A 16,440-nucleotide genomic window follows, 5' to 3' on the forward strand; every position below is an offset into this window, starting at 1 on the left:
ATCAGCTCCCGAACAGCGTGCGCAGGGTGTGCTGCAGCACGGGGTAGAAGGCACCGGCCATCAGCACGACCCAGACACCCATGACGGTCCACAGCATCTGCTTCTGGTACTTCGGGCCCTTGGCCCAGAAGTCGACCGCGATGACCCGCAGGCCATTGAGTGCGTGGAAGAGGATGGCGGCCACCAGGCCGTACTCCATCACGTTGACGAGAGGTGTCTTGTAAGTCGCAACGACGTCGTCGTAGGCCTCGGGAGAGACCCTGACGAGAGCGGTGTCGAGGACGTGTACGAACAGGAAGAAGAAGATGAGGACGCCAGTGACTCGATGAGCCACCCAGGACCACATGCCTTCCCGGCCGCGGTACAGCGTTCCAGCCGGCACGGAAAAACCCTCCGGGAGCGGGGATTGGGGCCGCGCCGGCTTCTCTGTCGGTTCGGCCCGGCCGGGTACGGTCCACCGGCCTTCGACATCGTAGCGACGCATTGTCGGTTCCTTGCGCGGGGGTCCTTAGGTGTGATCAAACAGCCACCAACGGGCTATCACACAAGTACCAACCGGGACGTTACGGGAAAGAAGCCGCACTTCGCCTGTGGGGCGCCGCGGCTCACGGGTGAGATGCGGCGAGTCGCGCCAGCCTGCCGCGGGTGAGCCGGCGCAGTTCGTCGGCGGTGACGGCCCGCTCCTCGTCCGGTTCGTTGCCCAGCCGGGTGCGGATGGCGCAGAGCACCTGGTCCAGCTGCTCGTCCTCGCGGTAGCCGTCCAGGCAGATGACGAAGACATGCCGAAAGCGCCGCTCGTACTCGGCGTGCGCGGCCCGCAGGGCGGTGTGCGCGGCGAGCGTGCCGGGCCCGCGGGCACCGGCCAGCGGGTGCGGGGAGACCGACTCCCGGGCGAGCGCCTCGTCCACCTCGGCCGGGGTGAGGTCGTAACAGGCCTCGTCGGAGGCGGCCAGCAGCGAATCCAGATCGGGGTACGGGCGGTGCGCGGCGATCCGCTCGGCCCAGCGGCTGCAGCCGCAGCAGGTCAGCAGCGCGGCCACCACATCGTCGAGCGGCACGGTGTTGAACCGGTCGAGCCCGACGCCGGCCGTCCGGCCCTGCGGCAGCCCGGCCCGGCCGTGCGGACGTATGCCGCACGGGGCGGTCAACGGGGGCAGCGTCGTCGGCCGGGCGGCCGATGTGTCACCGGACAGCGGGGGCTCCTCGGGCGGATGGGCGGCTGGAGGGATACGGGCGGGGTCTGGACGGCGGCGGGACCGGGCGGCGATGGTTCGGATGGATCTTTCGGCGGGTGCGGGACGGACGGCTGACGGAAGCTGGAGGGGAAACCGGACGGACGCCGGACGCGTACGGAAGTGGAGGTGGGCGTGGTGGCGGCGCTGCATGCGACACGGCACCCCGGCGAAAAGCCTGCAATCCGGGACCCCTGGGACGGGGGTGACGGTGGGAAACGCCACGCTAACGACGCTTGTCGACCGCTGTCCGATGGATGCGCGAATTTCACCCGGATGAGAGAGATTTCGCGCACTTAGTGGACGGTGACCCCGCACACCTGGCAATGCCTTCGCCCAGAAAAGTGAGGATTGCACGATGTCGAACCCGACCCACCCGAGGTCACGCAGGGCCCCGGCGGCCTGGTCGGCCGGGCTGCTCGCCCCGGCGCTCGTCTCGGCACTGGCGCTCACCGGCTGCTCCGGCGCCGCGGACTCCCAGCCACCGGGCAGTACGGGCACCCAGGAACGCCCGGCACCCACGCCCACCTGGGCCGCGGTCACCGGCACGCCACGCGTGATCCCGGCCGTACGCGACTTCTCCCCGGCGGACGGACGCGGCTGGCGCCCGGCCAAGGGAGCCCGGATCGTCGTGCCCGCGGGGAAAGAAAGCACCATCGCCGACGAGGCGCAACTCATGGCCCAAGATCTGGGCGGGCTGCGGGTGGTGTGGGGTGACCAGACCGTACGGCCAGGTGATATCGAGGTGAAGCTGACGGGGAAGAACGGGGGGAGCCGGCCGGACAACGCGGCCGCCCGCAGCACCGCCGACGAGGCCTACACCCTCACCGCCCGCGGCACCCGGCTCACTCTGACGGCCCCGACCGACGCCGGAATCTTCTACGGCACCCGCACCGTCAAGCAGGCCGTACGTGCCGCCGGCGGCCTGCCCGAGGGCACCATCAAGGACCGCCCGGACCGCCCGCAGCGCGGTATGTCGCTGGACAACGCCCGCAAGCCGTTCAGCGCCGACTGGATCGAGGCCCGCATCAAGGAGATCGGCGACCTCAAGCTGAACCAGTTCCAACTGCACTTCTCCGACGACCAGGGATTCCGTATCCAAAGCGATACCCACCCCGAGATCGTCTCCGAGGACCATCTGACCAAGGACCAGGTGCGGCATCTGATCAAGGTCGCGCAGAGCCGGCACATCTCGGTCGTCCCGGAGCTCGACTCGCCCGGCCACCTGGGCGCCGTCCTCGAGCACTATCCGGACCTCGTGCTGCGCAATGCCGAGGGCCGTACGGTCGAGGGCGCGATCGACATCTCCAAGCCCAAGTCCGCCCGGCTCATCGACTCGCTGCTGCGCGAGTACGCGGCACTGTTCACCAACCCCAAGGGCGCCGATGCGTACTGGCACCTGGGCGGCGACGAGTACCAGGCGCTGATGTCCCGCGACCCGGAGGTCACCTACCCGCAGCTGGCGCAGGCCGCGCGCGAGAAGTACGGGTCCGGCGGCACCATCGAGGACCTGGCGACCGGCTGGCTCAACGACCGGCAGAAGACCGTGAAGGCGGCGGGCAAGAACCGCATCGAGGCCTGGAACGACGGCTTCTTCTCCGACGGGAAGGTCACCGCCGACAAGGACCGGACGGTCGACTACTGGACCGGCAAGGAGATCGGCAAGCGCGACCCGGCGGCGTTCCTGCGCGAGGGCCGCACCGTCATGAACTTCAACGACGAGTACCTCTACTACGTGCTCGGCGAGCCGAACCAGTTCACCTACCCGACCGGCGAGCGGATCTACCGCAGCTGGACCCCGCGGGTGCTGCGCGGCACCTCCCCGGTGGCGGTGCCCACCAGCCAGACGGGTCCCGACCGGATTCCCGGCGCCCGCTTCGCGATCTGGTGCGATCTCGCCCATGCCCAGACGGCGCAGCAGGTCGCGGCCGGGATCCGGCTGCCGCTGGCGGCGCTGGCGCAGAAGACCTGGAACCCGGGGACACCGGCGATGTCCTGGCAGAGCTTCACGGCGCTCGCCGACCAGGTGTGATCCGGCGCATAAGGGCCGGCAGGAAGGAACCGGGTGAGATTCCGGTGTGAATCGAGGGACGGCCGGGGCCGCCACCCCCCACAGGAGAGGCCCCGGCCGTCGTTCTCGAGAAGCCCGTAGCGGACCTCTAATCGATACAGCGCCAGGCGGCGTGAAAGCGTCACACAGGCATCACGCGGGGTGCGGGCCGTGGGGCGGCAAGTGGTCTGGACGCGGGCCGGGGCAGGCCCGTAACGTGCGGGTTCGCGCCGGAAGGCGCACTGGTCAGACCTGCGGGCGCGGCCAGGAACCGGCTGTGTTCCCGAGGAGTTCCCGATGGATCGGTGCGCGCATCACACGGCGGCCGCAACGGCGGACGCGGGCCACTCCGGGCGGCGCGATGTCCGTCCGGGCACCCCCGCTGTCGTCGCTCCATGCGGTGGCCCGGGTTCGGAGCGTGTGGTCACACGCGTTACGGTCTCCTGGAACAGCCGGGTTACCCGGGGTCAGCGAAGCGGCTGATCGGACCGAGAAAGCAGCAAGGACCGGGCGGCGGACATTCCGCGTGCGACAGGATGGACCCGTGCGAGGGGACGACATTCAGCCGGACGACAGTCGGCTGACGGTTGCCGTACAGGCGGCACAGGACGGTGACGAGACGGCGTTCCGTACCGTCTACCGGGCCGTACATCCCCGACTTCTGGGATATGTACGGACCTTGGTGGGCGAACCGGACGCCGAGGACGTCGCCTCGGAGGCCTGGCTCCAGATCACCCGCGACCTCGCCCGCTTCAGCGGCGACGCGGACCGCTTCCGCGGCTGGGCCGCCCGGATCGCCCGCAACCGCGCCCTGGACCACATACGGATGCGCGGCCGCCGCCCGGTCATCGGCGGCGACGAGAGCGAACTGGCCGACACCCCCGCGCCGTCCGACACCGTGGGCGAGGCGCTCGAGGCCCTGGGCACCGGCCGCACCCTGCGGCTGATAGCCAGGCTGCCCCAGGACCAGGCCGAGGCCGTGGTGCTGCGGGTGGTGGTCGGACTCGACGCCAAGAGCGCCGCCCAGGTGCTCGGCAAGCGCCCCGGAGCGGTGCGCACCGCGGCCCACCGGGGGCTCCGCAAGCTCGCCGAACTGATCGGGGACGAGCCGGACGACGGCGAAGGCGCCGCACGAGATGTAGCTCAGGACGCCCGGCAGGAAGCCCCCCAGGACGCCGTACGAGATACTGCTCGGGACGCCGCTCAGGACGCCGCGGACCAGGGCGAAGACGGCTCCGCCGGCCCGTCCGCCCGCGGCCCGCGCACGGGTGGCGGCACGGTGGACGGGGTGCCCGTCCAGGGCCGCAGACGCCGCAAAGGCGTGGCGGAATCGTATGTACCGGGTGTGACGGAAACGGCCGCACGAACGCAGAAGGACATGTGATGGCCGACGAACCGTACGAGTGGCTCGACAAGGACGCCGCGGAGCGATTGCTGCGTGGCGACCCGGTCGGTGCCCCGGACGGCGACGGCGCACGCGAACTCCAGCAGCTCCTCGACGCCGCCGCGGCGGTCGGTGCGGGCCCGGCCCCGAGTGCCGAGCTGCCCGGCGAGGCGGCCGCGGTGGCCGCGTTCCGCCGGGCCCAGCACGGCTCCGGCGCGCGGCCGCGCCGCCGCATCGGAGCCGGCCGGGTTTCCCCGGTCCACACCACCCGCCCCGGCGGCGTCGCCGAACGCACCCGCCTCGCGCGCCCCTTCCGGCGCGGCTTCGCCGTGGCCCTCGCGGTCTGCGCGATCAGCGGCGTCGCGGTCGCGGCCGGTACGGGCGTTCTGCCGAGCCCTTTCCAGGGCGGTGCCCCCGAGCCCGGCGCCAGCGTCTCCGCCGCCGAGAGCCCCGGCACCTTCGCCTCCCGGGAACCCGGCATCGAGACCGACGGCGCCACCACCCGGTCCCCCGGCGCCAGTCGCGGCCCCGGCACGACCCGCCCCACCGAAAAACCGACCGGGGGCGGCAACCCCCACGGCACCAAGTCGCCCGGCACCGGCGGCAAGAACGGCAACGGCAAGGGCGACACCGGTCAAACCCGGCCGGACAAAGCCGGCCGCAAGAAGCTCGTCCTGGCACTGTGCCGCGGGTACGTCTCCGGCACGCTGGACGCCGACACCCGGCGCCGCCTGGAGCGCGCGGCCGGCGGCGCGGAAAAGGTGCAGAGCTTCTGCCGTAAATACCTGGTCGGCCAGGGCGGCAGCAAGGGTGACAACGATGGCGCCGTCGGCAGCGCGCCGGGCGACACCCAGAGCGGCGGCGGCCAGGGCAGCGACGAGGACGACGACGAGCACCCCTCGACCTCCCCGAGCCCCACCGCCTCCCCCACCTCCTCCTCCACCCCCGCACCCACGCCCTCCGCCGGCACGGCCACCCCCACCGCCGGCACCCCGAGCACGGCGGCTACCGGCCAGGTGTGACGTTTTTTGCGCCACCGGCGCAGTAGTGAGTGAAGCCGACTGGTCATCGGCTGCGCGAGAGCCGGGGGTCCCCCCCGTACCTACGGCTTTCGCGCCCACGGCGCGGGCGGGGCACGTTCCCCCGGCCCTGCCCGCGCCCCCCTCTCTTTGCGCCTAAGCCGGCGCCGCTCTCGCGGATGTGGTTGCGGTGGGTGGGGGTTGCTCAATTTTCGCTTCGGTCAGAGATTTGGGTTCGCCGGGGGAATGGGTGCGGGCTAGTGGTGAACGACCACTCTCGTGCCCTTGCCCACTGCACCGAAAAGTGCTGCGATCCTCGCCTTGTCCCGGACATTGACGCAGCCGTGGGAGGCGCCGCGGTATCCGCGGGCGGCGAAATCGGCCGAATAGTGCACCGCCTGGCCGCCGCTGAAGAACATCGCATACGGCATCGCCGTGTGATAGATCGTCGAGACATGGCGCCGGCTCTTGAACGTGATGCGGAACGTGCCCTCGCGGGTCGGCGTGAACTGCGATCCGAAGCGGACGTCCATCGCCGAGACCACCGTGCCGTTCACCATCCACGCCAGCGTGCCGCTCTTCTTGCTGATGCAGATCACCCGGCCCTTCAGACAGCGCCGGTCGGGCGCGACGATCGGCCTGCTGGTCGGCGGGCGGAGCTCATCGCGTGACGGCTGGTGGGTACGCGACCGGAGTGCGTTCCAGGTGGCGGGCTGCACCGTTCCCGTACGGGGCAGCCGCTGCCGCCTCTGGAACGCGCGGACCGCGGCGGTGGTGACCGAGCCGTAGTAGCCCGTCGGGGACCGGCCGAAAACGCCCAGCTGGGTCAGCCGCGCCTGCAGTTCCCGGACGCGGCCGCCGTACGCGCCGGGTGCCATCACCGGCCGGTGGGTGCGGCCGTGATGGGTGGGGGAGGGGGGCTTGGCGTGGCTGCGGGGCGGGGTGACGGGAGCCGTGGGCAGCTGCCGTCCGCCGGTGGCCGAAGCGCCCGTTCCCGCGCCGGTGACCGTCACCGGCCGGCAGCCCGTCCCGGCCGCCACCACCAGGGCCACCAGCAGCGCCGCAGCCGCCGCAGGTCTTCCGCGCTTCGTCTTCCGTCGCATGCCCACTCCCGGATGCCACCGGCCGCACCGACCACCGTTCATGTTCCCCAAGCTGCAGCGCGGCGAACCTGGGGCATGCTGTGCAGAAGGCGTAAAACGGATGCCGATCACCCAGTGGGAGGCGTACAGCCATGGCGCGCGAGTCGGGCAGTGTCCGATACAACGAGAGCGGCCTGCCCATCGAGCCCGTCTACGGGCCGCAGGCGCTCACCGGCTGGGACCCGGAACGGCAGCTGGGCGCGCCCGGCGAGTATCCGTACACCCGTGGTGTCTACCCGTCGATGTACACCGGCCGCCCCTGGACGATGCGTCAGTACGCCGGCTTCGGCACCGCCCGCGAGTCCAATGCCCGCTACCGGCAGCTGATCGCCCACGGCACCACCGGTCTCTCGGTCGCCTTCGATCTGCCGACCCAGATGGGCCACGACTCCGACACGCCGATTGCCTCCGGCGAGGTCGGCAAGGTCGGGGTGGCCATCGACTCCGTCGACGACATGCGGGTGCTGTTCGGCGGCATTCCGCTCGACAAGGTCTCGACATCGATGACCATCAACGCCCCGGCCGCGCTCCTGCTCCTCCTTTACCAACTGGTCGGCGAGGAAGAGGGCGTGGCGGGACGTCACCTCACGGGCACGATCCAGAACGACATCCTGAAGGAATACATCGCCCGGGGAACGTACATCTTCCCGCCGAAGCCCTCCCTCCGCCTGGTCGCGGACACCTTCCGGTACTGCCGGGCCGAGATCCCCAAGTGGAACACCATCTCCATCTCCGGCTACCACATGGCCGAGGCCGGCGCCTCGCCCGCGCAGGAGATCGCCTTCACCCTCGCCAACGGCATCGCCTACGTCCGTACCGCGCTCGCCGCCGGCATGGACATCGACGACTTCGCTCCGCGCCTGTCCTTCTTCTTCGTCTCCCGTACGACGCTCCTTGAGGAAGTCGCCAAGTTCCGTGCCGCGCGCCGGATCTGGGCCCGCGTCATGCGTGATGAATTCGGCGCGCGGAATCCCAAATCCCTCATGCTGCGCTTCCACACCCAGACCGCCGGGGTGCAGCTCACCGCCCAGCAGCCGGAGGTCAACCTCGCCCGGGTCACCATCCAGGGCCTGGCCGCGGTACTCGGCGGCACCCAGTCCCTCCACACCAACTCCTTCGACGAGGCCATCGCCCTGCCCACCGACAAGGCGGCCCGGCTCGCCCTGCGCACGCAGCAGGTGCTGGCGTACGAGACCGACGTCACGGCCACCGTCGACCCGTTCGCCGGCTCCTATGTCGTCGAGTCGATGACCGACGATGTGGAGGCCGCGGCCGTGGAACTCATGCGACGGGTCGAGGACTTGGGCGGTGCGGTGACCGCCATCGAGCAGGGCTTCCAGAAGGGCGAGATCGAGCGGAACGCGTATCGCATCGCGCGCGAGACCGATGACGGTGAGCGGGTCGTGGTCGGCGTCAACCGTTTCCGGCTCGACGAGGAGGAGCCGTACGAGCCCCTGCGGGTCGACCCGGCGATCGAGGCCCAGCAGGTGGAACGACTGGCGACGCTGCGGGCGCGCCGTAACGCTCGTGTGGTGTCGACGGCCCTCGACGACCTGCGGAAGGCGGCCGAGGGGACGGAGAATGTGCTGTATCCGATGCGCGATGCCCTCCGGGCCAAGGCCACGGTGGGGGAAGTGTGCGAGGCGTTGCGGGGGGTGTGGGGGACGTACGTGCCCACCGACGCGTTCTGAAGTTGCCCCCCGCTGACCGGTGAGCGCGCCGGCGAATGCGGTGGGCGCGGTCGGGCGGTAGGGGGAGCCAGTGAGGTGATCTTTCCGCGAGCATCGCTGCGCAGGGGCGGTCACGGGAAGTACAGAGGCTGATCACTGTCTCTCGGCTTTCAGGAGTATTCATGCGTATCCGTACAGCGCTCTGTGCAGTGACCCTGGCCTCTGCTGCCCTGCTCGGCAGCGTCGGCGCCGCCGTCGCCGACGACGGCCAGGGCTCCGCCAACTCCGGTTCGGGCCTCGGCTCGGACGTCTCCGGTTCCCCCATGGGGGGAAGTTCGCCAGGGGCGGGCCGCGATTTCTCCGGCATGTCCGGCGGCGCGAACAGCAACGGCATGAACGGCAACGGCATGAGCGGCGCCAGCGGCATGAGCGACAGCGGGATGGGCGGCGCCAACGGCATGAGCGGCAGCGGAACGGACGGCGCCAGCAGGATGGGCGCCAACGGGATGGGCGGCAGCGGAACGGGCAGCGACGCTGCCGGCGGGATCGGCGGCCTCTTCGGCGGCAGCTGAGCTGCGCCTCCCCGCAGATGATGCGGGCTGTCGGCGCACTGGGCCGAGGGCGTCCGAAGACGATGCCGACGCCCTGGTCGAAGTGCTCGGCGAGATCGATGACGCTCACCTCCTCGCCGTGCGCGCAGGTGGTGAGCGTCGGCGCGCCGCCCAGCCCGCATCCGTCGGTGGTCCCGAACCATTGATCGCAGGCCCAGCGCACCAGCGCCTCGTCGTCGATGGTCATGAGCGGCGGGCTGGCAAAGGGCACTGACAGCGGGTCCGTCACACTGGTGCCATGTCGTCACCCCGCCGTGCGTGCCCCATCTGCACCCGAGAGATCGCCGTTGTCGGCGGCCGCTTCGCCCGTCATGACCCGCCGGGGCGCCGTACGGGCATCGAGCTGATCTCGTGTCCGGGGTCGCGGCGGATGGCGCCGATGATGGCGCCGGCGGAGAAGCTGTTCGACCCGGAGGAGCCGCCGATGCCGGGTCAGCAGCCGTTGTTCTGAGGGCCCGAAGAGCCCCGAAGCACGTCCATGGCCCCGACTACGGTGCCAGGACGTCCAGTTCGGCCATCGCGCCGGTCGTGATCTCCCGCGTCAGCGACTCGGCCCGCGCCGCGTCGCCGGTGCGTACCGCCTCCGCCACCTGGACGTGCAGGGTCACCGCGGCCGGGTCGGGGTCGGTGAACATGACGTGGTGCTGGGTGCGGCCGGTCAGGACCGCGGCGACGACATCGGCGAGGCGGGCGAACATCTCGTTGCCGGAGGCGGTCAGGATCACCCGGTGGAAGGCCATGTCGTGGACGAGGTAGGCGTCGAGCTGCTGGCCGCGTGAGGTGGCCACCATGCCCATGGCGTGTTCGGTGAGCTCGGCGCACTGCCCGGGGGTGGCGTGGGTGGCGGCCAGGCCCGCGGCGACCGGTTCGACGGCGGAGCGCAGTACGGTCAGCGAGCGCAGCTGCCGGGGCCGGTCGCGGCCGGCCAGCCGCCAGCCGATCACCCGCGGATCGTAGACGTTCCACTCCTCCATCGGGCGCACGGTCACCCCGACCCGCCGCCGGGAGGCGACCAGCTGCATGGACTCCAGTACGCGGATCGCCTCGCGGATCACCGTCCGCGAGACATCGAAGCGCCGCTCCAGCTCATCGGTGCGCAGGACCGTGCCCGGGGGGTAGTCGCCCGCGGTGATCGCGGGCCCAAGGGACTCCAGTACGCGGGCGTGCAGCCCCTTCCCCAGCCCCTCGTTTTCCATGGGCCAAGCCTACGTTCCCGGGTCCCGGCCAATTAAGTATGACTTTTAGATCACAACCTCTTGAATACGTCGTACTCAATGCGTTTCAGTGGGGGCTGGCTTCAGGCCACGTACACAGTGGGTTTTGCGCCACGTGCGAGGTCTGCGGCGGTCAATGAGGACAGCGCGGACAGCGAGGTAAGCGGCATGAGCACCCCCCACGTGATCGTCGTGATGGGCGTGGCCGGCACCGGCAAGACGACGATCGGGCCGCTGGTGGCCGCCGCACTGGGCGTCCCGTACGCCGAGGGCGACGACTTCCACCCGCCGGCCAGCATCGCCAAGATGTCGGCCGGGATCCCGCTGGATGACGACGACCGCCGGCCGTGGCTGGATGCCATCGGCGCCTGGGCCCATGGCCGGGCCGGGCGCGGCGGCGTCGTCAGCAGCTCCGCCCTCAAGCGCGCCTACCGCGACCGGCTGCGCGCCGCCGCCCCTGAGGTCGTCTTTCTGCACCTCACCGGGGACCGAGCGCTGATCGAGTCGCGGATGGCCGACCGCCAGGGCCACTTCATGCCGACCGCGCTGCTGGACTCGCAGTTCGCCACGCTCGAACCGCTCGGCGCGGACGAGGCCGGCGTCGCGGTCGACGTCTCCGGTACGCCCGAGCAGATCGCCGACCGCGCCGTGGCCGCCCTGCACCACCTCGAACCGGCCGCCTGACGGGGGCGGCCGCCCCCGTCCCCCATCAAGGGAATCCCCCGAACCGTAGGGAATCGCCGTGACACATCTCAGCGCCGAGATGCTCGCAGCGGACGTGACCGAGCCCATCACCTCGGCCGGTCACGCACAGCTGGGCATCGCCGTCCTGGCCGGCATAGCCGTCATCGTCCTGCTCATCACCAAGTTCAAGCTGCACGCCTTCCTGTCGCTGATCGTCGGCTCGCTGGTGCTCGGCGCGGTGGCGGGGGCGCCGCTCGACAAGGCCATAGCCAGCTTCTCGACGGGGCTGGGCACGACGGTCGCGGGCACGGGAGTCCTCATCGCCCTCGGCGCCATCCTCGGCAAACTGCTCGCCGACTCCGGCGGCGCGGACCAGATCGTCGACACGATCCTGGCGAAGGCGAGCAGGCGGTCCATGCCCTGGGCGATGGTGCTGATCGCCGGCATCATCGGCCTGCCGATCTTCTTCGAGGTCGGCATCGTGCTTCTGATCCCCGTGGTGCTCCTGGTCGCGAAGCGCGGCAACTTCTCCCTGATGCGGATCGGCATCCCGGCGCTGGCCGGCCTGTCCGTCATGCACGGCCTGATCCCGCCGCACCCCGGCCCTCTGGCCGCCATCGACGCGGTCCACGCGAACCTCGGCGTCACGCTGGCGCTCGGCGTCGTCGTCGCCGTCCCCACCGCGATCATCGCGGGCCCGGTCTTCTCGCGGTATGCGGCCCGGTGGGTGGACATCCGCCCGCCGGAGACGATGGTCCCCGAGCGGACGTCCGATGACCTGGAGAAGCGTCCCGGCTTCGCCGTCACCGTCGCCACCGTCCTGCTCCCCGTCGTCATGATGCTGGCCAAGGCCCTGGTCGACATCGTCGTCGACGACCCGGAGCACACCGTCCAGCGCATCTTCGACGTCGTCGGCTCCCCGCTGATCGCCCTCCTCACCGCCGTCATCGTCGCGATGTTCACGCTCGGCCGCGCGGCCGGATTCACCAAGGGCCGGATCGCCACCACCGTTGAGAAGTCGCTCGCCCCGATCGCCGGCGTGCTGCTGATCGTCGGCGCGGGCGGCGGCTTCAAGCAGACGCTGATCGACGCGGGCGTCGGCCAGATGATCCTCGAAATCTCCAAGGGCTGGCATATCTCGGCCCTGCTGCTGGCCTGGCTGATCGCCGTCATCATCCGCCTCGCGACCGGCTCCGCCACGGTGGCCACCATCTCCGCCGCCGGCCTCGTGGCCCCGCTGGCCGCGGACATGTCCACCACCCACGGCGCCCTGCTGGTCCTGGCCATCGGCTGTGGCTCGCTGTTCTTCAGCCATGTCAATGACGCCGGGTTCTGGATGGTCAAGGAGTACTTCGGGATGAGCGTCGGCCAGACCCTGAAGACCTGGTCGGTGATGGAGACGCTGATCTCGGTCGTCGGGATCGGGTGCGTGTTGCTGTTGTCGTTGGTTGTCTAGCCCCGGGCTGAGCCTGAGGGCGCGGTGAGCCCGAAGCCCCGTCGCCTTGCGCCCGCTGGGAGGCGACGGGGCCGGCTCGCGCCGGATCACCCGCCCGGACGGGACTCCGGGACCTGGGCAGGGGTGAAGCGGCGGACCAGCCGCTCCAGGCCCACCCGGCAGTTGGTGGCCATGGCCAGGGCATGGGAGCAGGAGTCGGTCGTCGGCTCGCGCAGCCGCTGCAGCGTTGCGCGGATGCGACGGACGGTTACGCCCTCGCCCGCCGAGTGGTGGCCGGGGCGGACCTTCTCCAGTCGCTCCGACGCCTCCGCGCGTGAGACGCCCTCCGGCATCTCGGCCATCAGCAGCGCGATGACGTCCACCGCAGCGAACTCCCGCGCCGCCTCGGCGTCCTTGAGCAGGAGGTCCACCGCCACACCCACATGGACGAAGCGGCTGAGCAGCCTGACCAGTTCGTTCAGGTTCACGCCCGCGCGCAGCCTTGCGCGCTCGCGGTCGCACCAGGCACGCAGCTCTTCGTGACCGATCGGGTTGTCGAACAGCTGCGGGATCTGCTGCCAGCCATTGGTCCCGTGCGGCTGATACCAGCAGTTGGTCCCTGCGAAGTCCTTGCTGCGCATGTCCAGGTTGGCGCGCAGCCGAGCGCGCAGCTCGCGGGCGAAGCGCTCGTCGGCCCGCAGATGTTCCAGCTTCGGCCGGCGCTCGAGACGGAGATCCTCCAGAGGGGACGGCCCGAGGAACTCCGGCGGGTCCGCCACCGGAACGCCGTGCTCCAGCAGCAGGTCGATCAGATCGAGCGGCGTCGTTCCGGCATTCCGTCTGCCCGACCGGCAGTAGCGGAACTCCACGGGGACGCCGTCGGCGGCCAGCCGGGGTGCGATCTTTTCGGCCAGCTCGTACAGGGCGGGCCAGAGTCCGTCGCTCCGGAGGCTGTTGCTCCCTACGCAGCCGGTCAGCCAGGCGGCGGCCGCGCCGTCGGGCAAGCCAGGGGTCTCGCCGGTGAGCTGGGCCAGCGCGCCGGTGCGTGCCAGCAGCTGCGGCCACACCTCGAGGCCGTCGGTGAACTGGCGAGGACGCAGCTCCAGCACCTGGCGGGCCGCCTGGGCGCCGTGGTCGCCCAGCAGGTCCATGGCCCGGCCCTTGAGGCAGTTGATCCAGAACTTCTCGTCGTCCAGCGACACCCACCGTTCGGCCGCGAAGATGCCCTTCAGCAGTGTGGCCAGTTCCTCCTCCGGATCCAGGCCGGCGGCTCTGGCGATCTTGCGGACGTCGGCGGCAAGCTGCGGATACACGCCGACGGGCACCTGGAGGCGGTACGCCGACGACTTCCCGGAGGCCGCCACGCGGCGCAGCGCCACCGTGCGGAAGCGGACGAGGTCCGCCTCCGTCGCCACCCCCTTGACGGCCAGCTCGCGTGCCCAGTCCCTCAGGGCCGTGGCGGAGAGGGCGTCCTCCCCGGCATACGTGAGGTAGCGGCCGTACAGCCACTCCTTGTCGACCATGCGCGCTCCCAGGCGCCCGGCCTTACGGGCGCGCCCGAACCAGGCGGCGGCCGTGTCCTCGTCCTTCTCCTGCAGGGCGAGGTCGGCCATCTCGTCGAGGAGAGTGCTCAGCAGCGCGGGATCGGCCTGCTCCACTTCCTTGAGAACGGCATCGATGTCCTTCTTGGAGTAGACGTCATCCCAGCCGAACGTCTCCTCCTCCAGGGCGAGGATCTTCCGGACGGACAGCTCCTCACTGCCGGGATGAGCGGCAATGACCCTTTCCGGAAAGGGAAGTTCATCGCCGGACGGGTCCGGTATACCGGTGGAGAAGAGACCGTCCGGCTCCCAGTGCTCCGCGCGCATCAGCAGGTCGCGGTAGGGAATCAGCGCCTCGGGGAGCAGCTGGGTCAGCGTGTGCCCGTCGAACCCGACGTAGGTACGGGCGAACAGCCCGCCTTCCCCCAGCTCATCGGTGAGCGCGACACCTTCGTCCGCCAGCGCCTTCCGCCACAGGGGATCGGCCTCGGCCAGGGCACGGGGGACGCTCGCTCCCGCCGACGCCCACTCCCGGCCCTGGTCGCGGCATGCCGTGCGCTGCCTTCGCAGATGCTCACACGCGCCGGACAGGGCCTCGAGCCCCGGCGCTCCGGCAATCCGGTGGGGGAACTGCTTGAGCTTCCGTCCCTGCGGATTGCGGTAGACGATCGCCAGATCATCCGTCAGCTCCGCGCTGTACCCGTCTTTTTTGACGCGCAGTCCCATGCGTCGTCCTCCCCGTTCGCCCCGCTGCGATGTGCGTGGTCACCACGCTACGTGCGGCCACTGACAGTGCCGGGTGCCGGCGTTCGCACGGCGGGAACGGCAGGCACGGCGGGCGCGGCGGGCGCGGCGCGTTTACGCGGCCAGCGAGGGTGGCGGCGCGGGGTGCACCGCCAGCTCGAACCAGACGGTCTTGCCGCCCGGCCCCAGCAGCGAGTCGCCGAGCGCACAGCCGCCCCACTCGTCGGAGACCAGATCGAGGATGAACAGCCCCCGCCCGTCCTCCGCTTCCGGCGTGGGCGGCGCCAGAAAGAGCGGCAGGTACGGGGACGTGTCCGTCACGCTGACCCGCAGCACGGGGTGCGTCCAGCGGAGGCGGACGGAGGCGGGGCCCTTGGCATGCCGGATTGAGTTGGTGGCCAGCTCGGAGGTCAACAGTTCGGCCCGGTCGGCGAGTTCGTCCAAGCGGTGCGCGGTCAGTACCGCCCGCAGGGTCGTCCGGGCAATGCCGGGCCCGCGGGGATCCCGGGGGAAGGCGAGTTCGTACTCCCACGGTTCGGCGAAGGCGAGGGGGATGGGGGCGAAGTCGGGGTCCTGGGCGTACGGGTGGGAATTCACGCGGCACCTCCATGTGTGGCGCGAAGGATGTACGGACCGGCGGGTCAGTCGCTCTCCGATGCCGTGGCGGTGGCATTGCCGCGGTGACGCGCGGTGCGCTTCCGGCGTGTGGCATCGATGAGTGAGTGACGTGAGCCACACCGTAACGCCGTGAATACAACACGTGCTACCTAACTCACTCAAACGGGTATTACTCACCTCTCTGATGGACATGCAACGGCCGGCATCGACAAACTGTGTGCGCGAGCGAGGAGTTGAGCCCATGGCACCGCGTCAAGCCCCCACGATCCGTCAGCGCCGCTTCGGTGCGGAGCTTCGTCGACTGCGCGAGGCCGTCGGCATGTCAGCCCCTATAGCGGGAGAGCGACTCGGGGCTGACCGCACGATGATCTCCAACATCGAGTCGGGCCGGTTCGGCATCAGTGAGGAGCGCTTGCGTCGCCTGACGAGCATCTACGAATGCAATGACCCTGGGCTGATTGATGCTCTTGCTTCGATGACTGGAGGCCGGGCGAGAGGCTGGTGGGAGGAGTACCGCGGCAAAATTCCGCCGGACTTCCTGGACGTGGCGGAGCTGGAGCACTACGCCACGAGCCTGCGGACACTCCAAACGGCCCATATTCCTGGCCTTTTTCAGACGGAGGACCACGCTCGGGCGCTGTTCGATCTCTTCGTTCCGGTCCTGCCCAGGCTGGAGGTCGAATTGCGGGTTGCCCAGCGGCTTGCCCGCCACGTCGTGGTCGCTCACGACCCACACGTGCCGTACATGGGGTTGGTCCATGAAGCGGCCCTCCGGATCCAGATCGGGGGATGCAAGGTTGCCAGGGCCCAGCTGAACCGCCTTCTCGAAGAGAGTGAGCGGCCTAACGTACGGCTGCTCGTGATCCCCTTTGCGGCCGGCGGATTTCCCATGGCCGGAGACACGGTGATGTACGCCACGGCAGCCAACCCGCACCTGGATACCGTGGAAGTGGATGCGCCGATCGGCGCGGTGTTCTTCGACTCGCCAACTCAGCTGGCCAACTTTCGGCGACGGCTGGACTTGACCGAACGGGTGGCGTTGAATCCAACGCAGTCCAGGGACCACATCCTCGACATCGTCAAACATCTGTGAGGG

At 70.3% G+C, this 16,440-nt stretch carries 15 protein-coding genes; 9 read left to right on the top strand and 6 right to left on the bottom strand.

Going from position 1 to position 16,440, the window contains the following annotated elements:
• Position 1: 1 nt before the first annotated feature.
• Positions 2–382, bottom strand: coding sequence for a succinate dehydrogenase, cytochrome b556 subunit (gene sdhC / locus AB0D04_RS08450; RefSeq protein WP_362700714.1), 381 nt, complete (start codon positions 380–382; stop codon positions 2–4).
• 223 nt (positions 383–605) lie between these two features.
• Entirely contained in the window at positions 606–1,130 is a 525-nt protein-coding gene (locus tag AB0D04_RS08455; RefSeq protein ID WP_362700865.1) for a 2-oxo-4-hydroxy-4-carboxy-5-ureidoimidazoline decarboxylase, read from the bottom strand.
• Positions 1,131–1,590: 460 nt separating this feature from the next.
• Here AB0D04_RS08455 and AB0D04_RS08460 point away from each other — a divergent pair, with 460 nt between their 5' ends.
• From AB0D04_RS08460 to AB0D04_RS08470, 3 genes are all read left to right on the top strand, one after another.
• Positions 1,591–3,264: a glycoside hydrolase family 20 protein gene (locus tag AB0D04_RS08460; protein WP_362700716.1), complete on the top strand. Its 1,674-nt coding sequence runs from the start codon at positions 1,591–1,593 to the stop codon at positions 3,262–3,264.
• 562 nt (positions 3,265–3,826) lie between these two features.
• Complete coding sequence (locus tag AB0D04_RS08465) at positions 3,827–4,666, top strand: RNA polymerase sigma factor (protein ID WP_362700718.1); 840 nt, start codon at positions 3,827–3,829, stop codon at positions 4,664–4,666.
• Positions 4,666–5,688 carry a hypothetical protein gene (locus AB0D04_RS08470; RefSeq protein ID WP_362700720.1) on the top strand — a complete coding sequence of 341 codons (1,023 nt, stop codon included), beginning with the start codon at positions 4,666–4,668 and terminating at the stop codon, positions 5,686–5,688. The genes AB0D04_RS08465 and AB0D04_RS08470 overlap by 1 nt, the downstream gene beginning before the upstream one ends.
• 254 nt (positions 5,689–5,942) lie before the next feature.
• On the opposite strand, the gene AB0D04_RS08475 is transcribed toward AB0D04_RS08470, so the two are convergent.
• Complete coding sequence (locus AB0D04_RS08475) at positions 5,943–6,788, bottom strand: L,D-transpeptidase family protein (protein WP_362700722.1); 846 nt, start codon at positions 6,786–6,788, stop codon at positions 5,943–5,945.
• A 131-nt stretch (positions 6,789–6,919) separates the two neighbouring features.
• Between AB0D04_RS08475 and AB0D04_RS08480 the strand changes: the two genes are divergently transcribed.
• From AB0D04_RS08480 to AB0D04_RS08490, 3 genes are all read left to right on the top strand, one after another.
• Positions 6,920–8,518 (top strand): methylmalonyl-CoA mutase family protein, encoded by a 1,599-nt coding sequence (locus tag AB0D04_RS08480; protein ID WP_362700724.1) that lies wholly within the window; start codon positions 6,920–6,922, stop codon positions 8,516–8,518.
• 161 nt (positions 8,519–8,679) lie between these two features.
• The gene (locus tag AB0D04_RS08485; RefSeq protein ID WP_362700726.1) at positions 8,680–9,069 is read left to right on the top strand and encodes a hypothetical protein; all 390 of its coding nucleotides are present in this window, start codon (positions 8,680–8,682) and stop codon (positions 9,067–9,069) included.
• Positions 9,070–9,346: 277 nt separating this feature from the next.
• Complete coding sequence (locus tag AB0D04_RS08490; protein WP_362700728.1) at positions 9,347–9,559, top strand: hypothetical protein; 213 nt, start codon at positions 9,347–9,349, stop codon at positions 9,557–9,559.
• A 37-nt stretch (positions 9,560–9,596) separates the two neighbouring features.
• On the opposite strand, the gene AB0D04_RS08495 is transcribed toward AB0D04_RS08490, so the two are convergent.
• Positions 9,597–10,304, bottom strand: a complete 708-nt coding sequence (locus tag AB0D04_RS08495; protein ID WP_362700730.1) for a FadR/GntR family transcriptional regulator — start codon at positions 10,302–10,304, stop codon at positions 9,597–9,599.
• 186 nt (positions 10,305–10,490) lie between these two features.
• Here AB0D04_RS08495 and AB0D04_RS08500 point away from each other — a divergent pair, with 186 nt between their 5' ends.
• Together AB0D04_RS08500 and AB0D04_RS08505 are read left to right on the top strand one after the other, a co-directional pair.
• Positions 10,491–11,006, top strand: coding sequence for a gluconokinase (locus AB0D04_RS08500; RefSeq protein ID WP_362700732.1), 516 nt, complete (start codon positions 10,491–10,493; stop codon positions 11,004–11,006).
• A gap of 58 nt (positions 11,007–11,064) precedes the next feature.
• Complete coding sequence (locus AB0D04_RS08505; RefSeq protein WP_362700734.1) at positions 11,065–12,462, top strand: gluconate:H+ symporter; 1,398 nt, start codon at positions 11,065–11,067, stop codon at positions 12,460–12,462.
• 86 nt (positions 12,463–12,548) lie between these two features.
• On the opposite strand, the gene AB0D04_RS08510 is transcribed toward AB0D04_RS08505, so the two are convergent.
• The gene (locus AB0D04_RS08510) at positions 12,549–14,708 is read right to left on the bottom strand and encodes a hypothetical protein (protein WP_362700736.1); all 2,160 of its coding nucleotides are present in this window, start codon (positions 14,706–14,708) and stop codon (positions 12,549–12,551) included.
• Between the two features lie 132 nt (positions 14,709–14,840).
• The gene (locus AB0D04_RS08515; RefSeq protein WP_362700738.1) at positions 14,841–15,323 is read right to left on the bottom strand and encodes an ATP-binding protein; all 483 of its coding nucleotides are present in this window, start codon (positions 15,321–15,323) and stop codon (positions 14,841–14,843) included.
• A gap of 262 nt (positions 15,324–15,585) precedes the next feature.
• On the opposite strand from AB0D04_RS08515, the gene AB0D04_RS08520 reads away from it, so the two are divergent.
• Positions 15,586–16,437 carry a helix-turn-helix transcriptional regulator gene (locus AB0D04_RS08520; RefSeq protein ID WP_362700740.1) on the top strand — a complete coding sequence of 284 codons (852 nt, stop codon included), beginning with the start codon at positions 15,586–15,588 and terminating at the stop codon, positions 16,435–16,437.
• The last annotated feature ends 3 nt before the right edge of the window (positions 16,438–16,440 follow it).

Source organism: Streptomyces sp. NPDC048483 (assembly GCF_040651455.1).
In the GTDB taxonomy this organism is placed as follows: domain Bacteria; phylum Actinomycetota; class Actinomycetes; order Streptomycetales; family Streptomycetaceae; genus Streptomyces.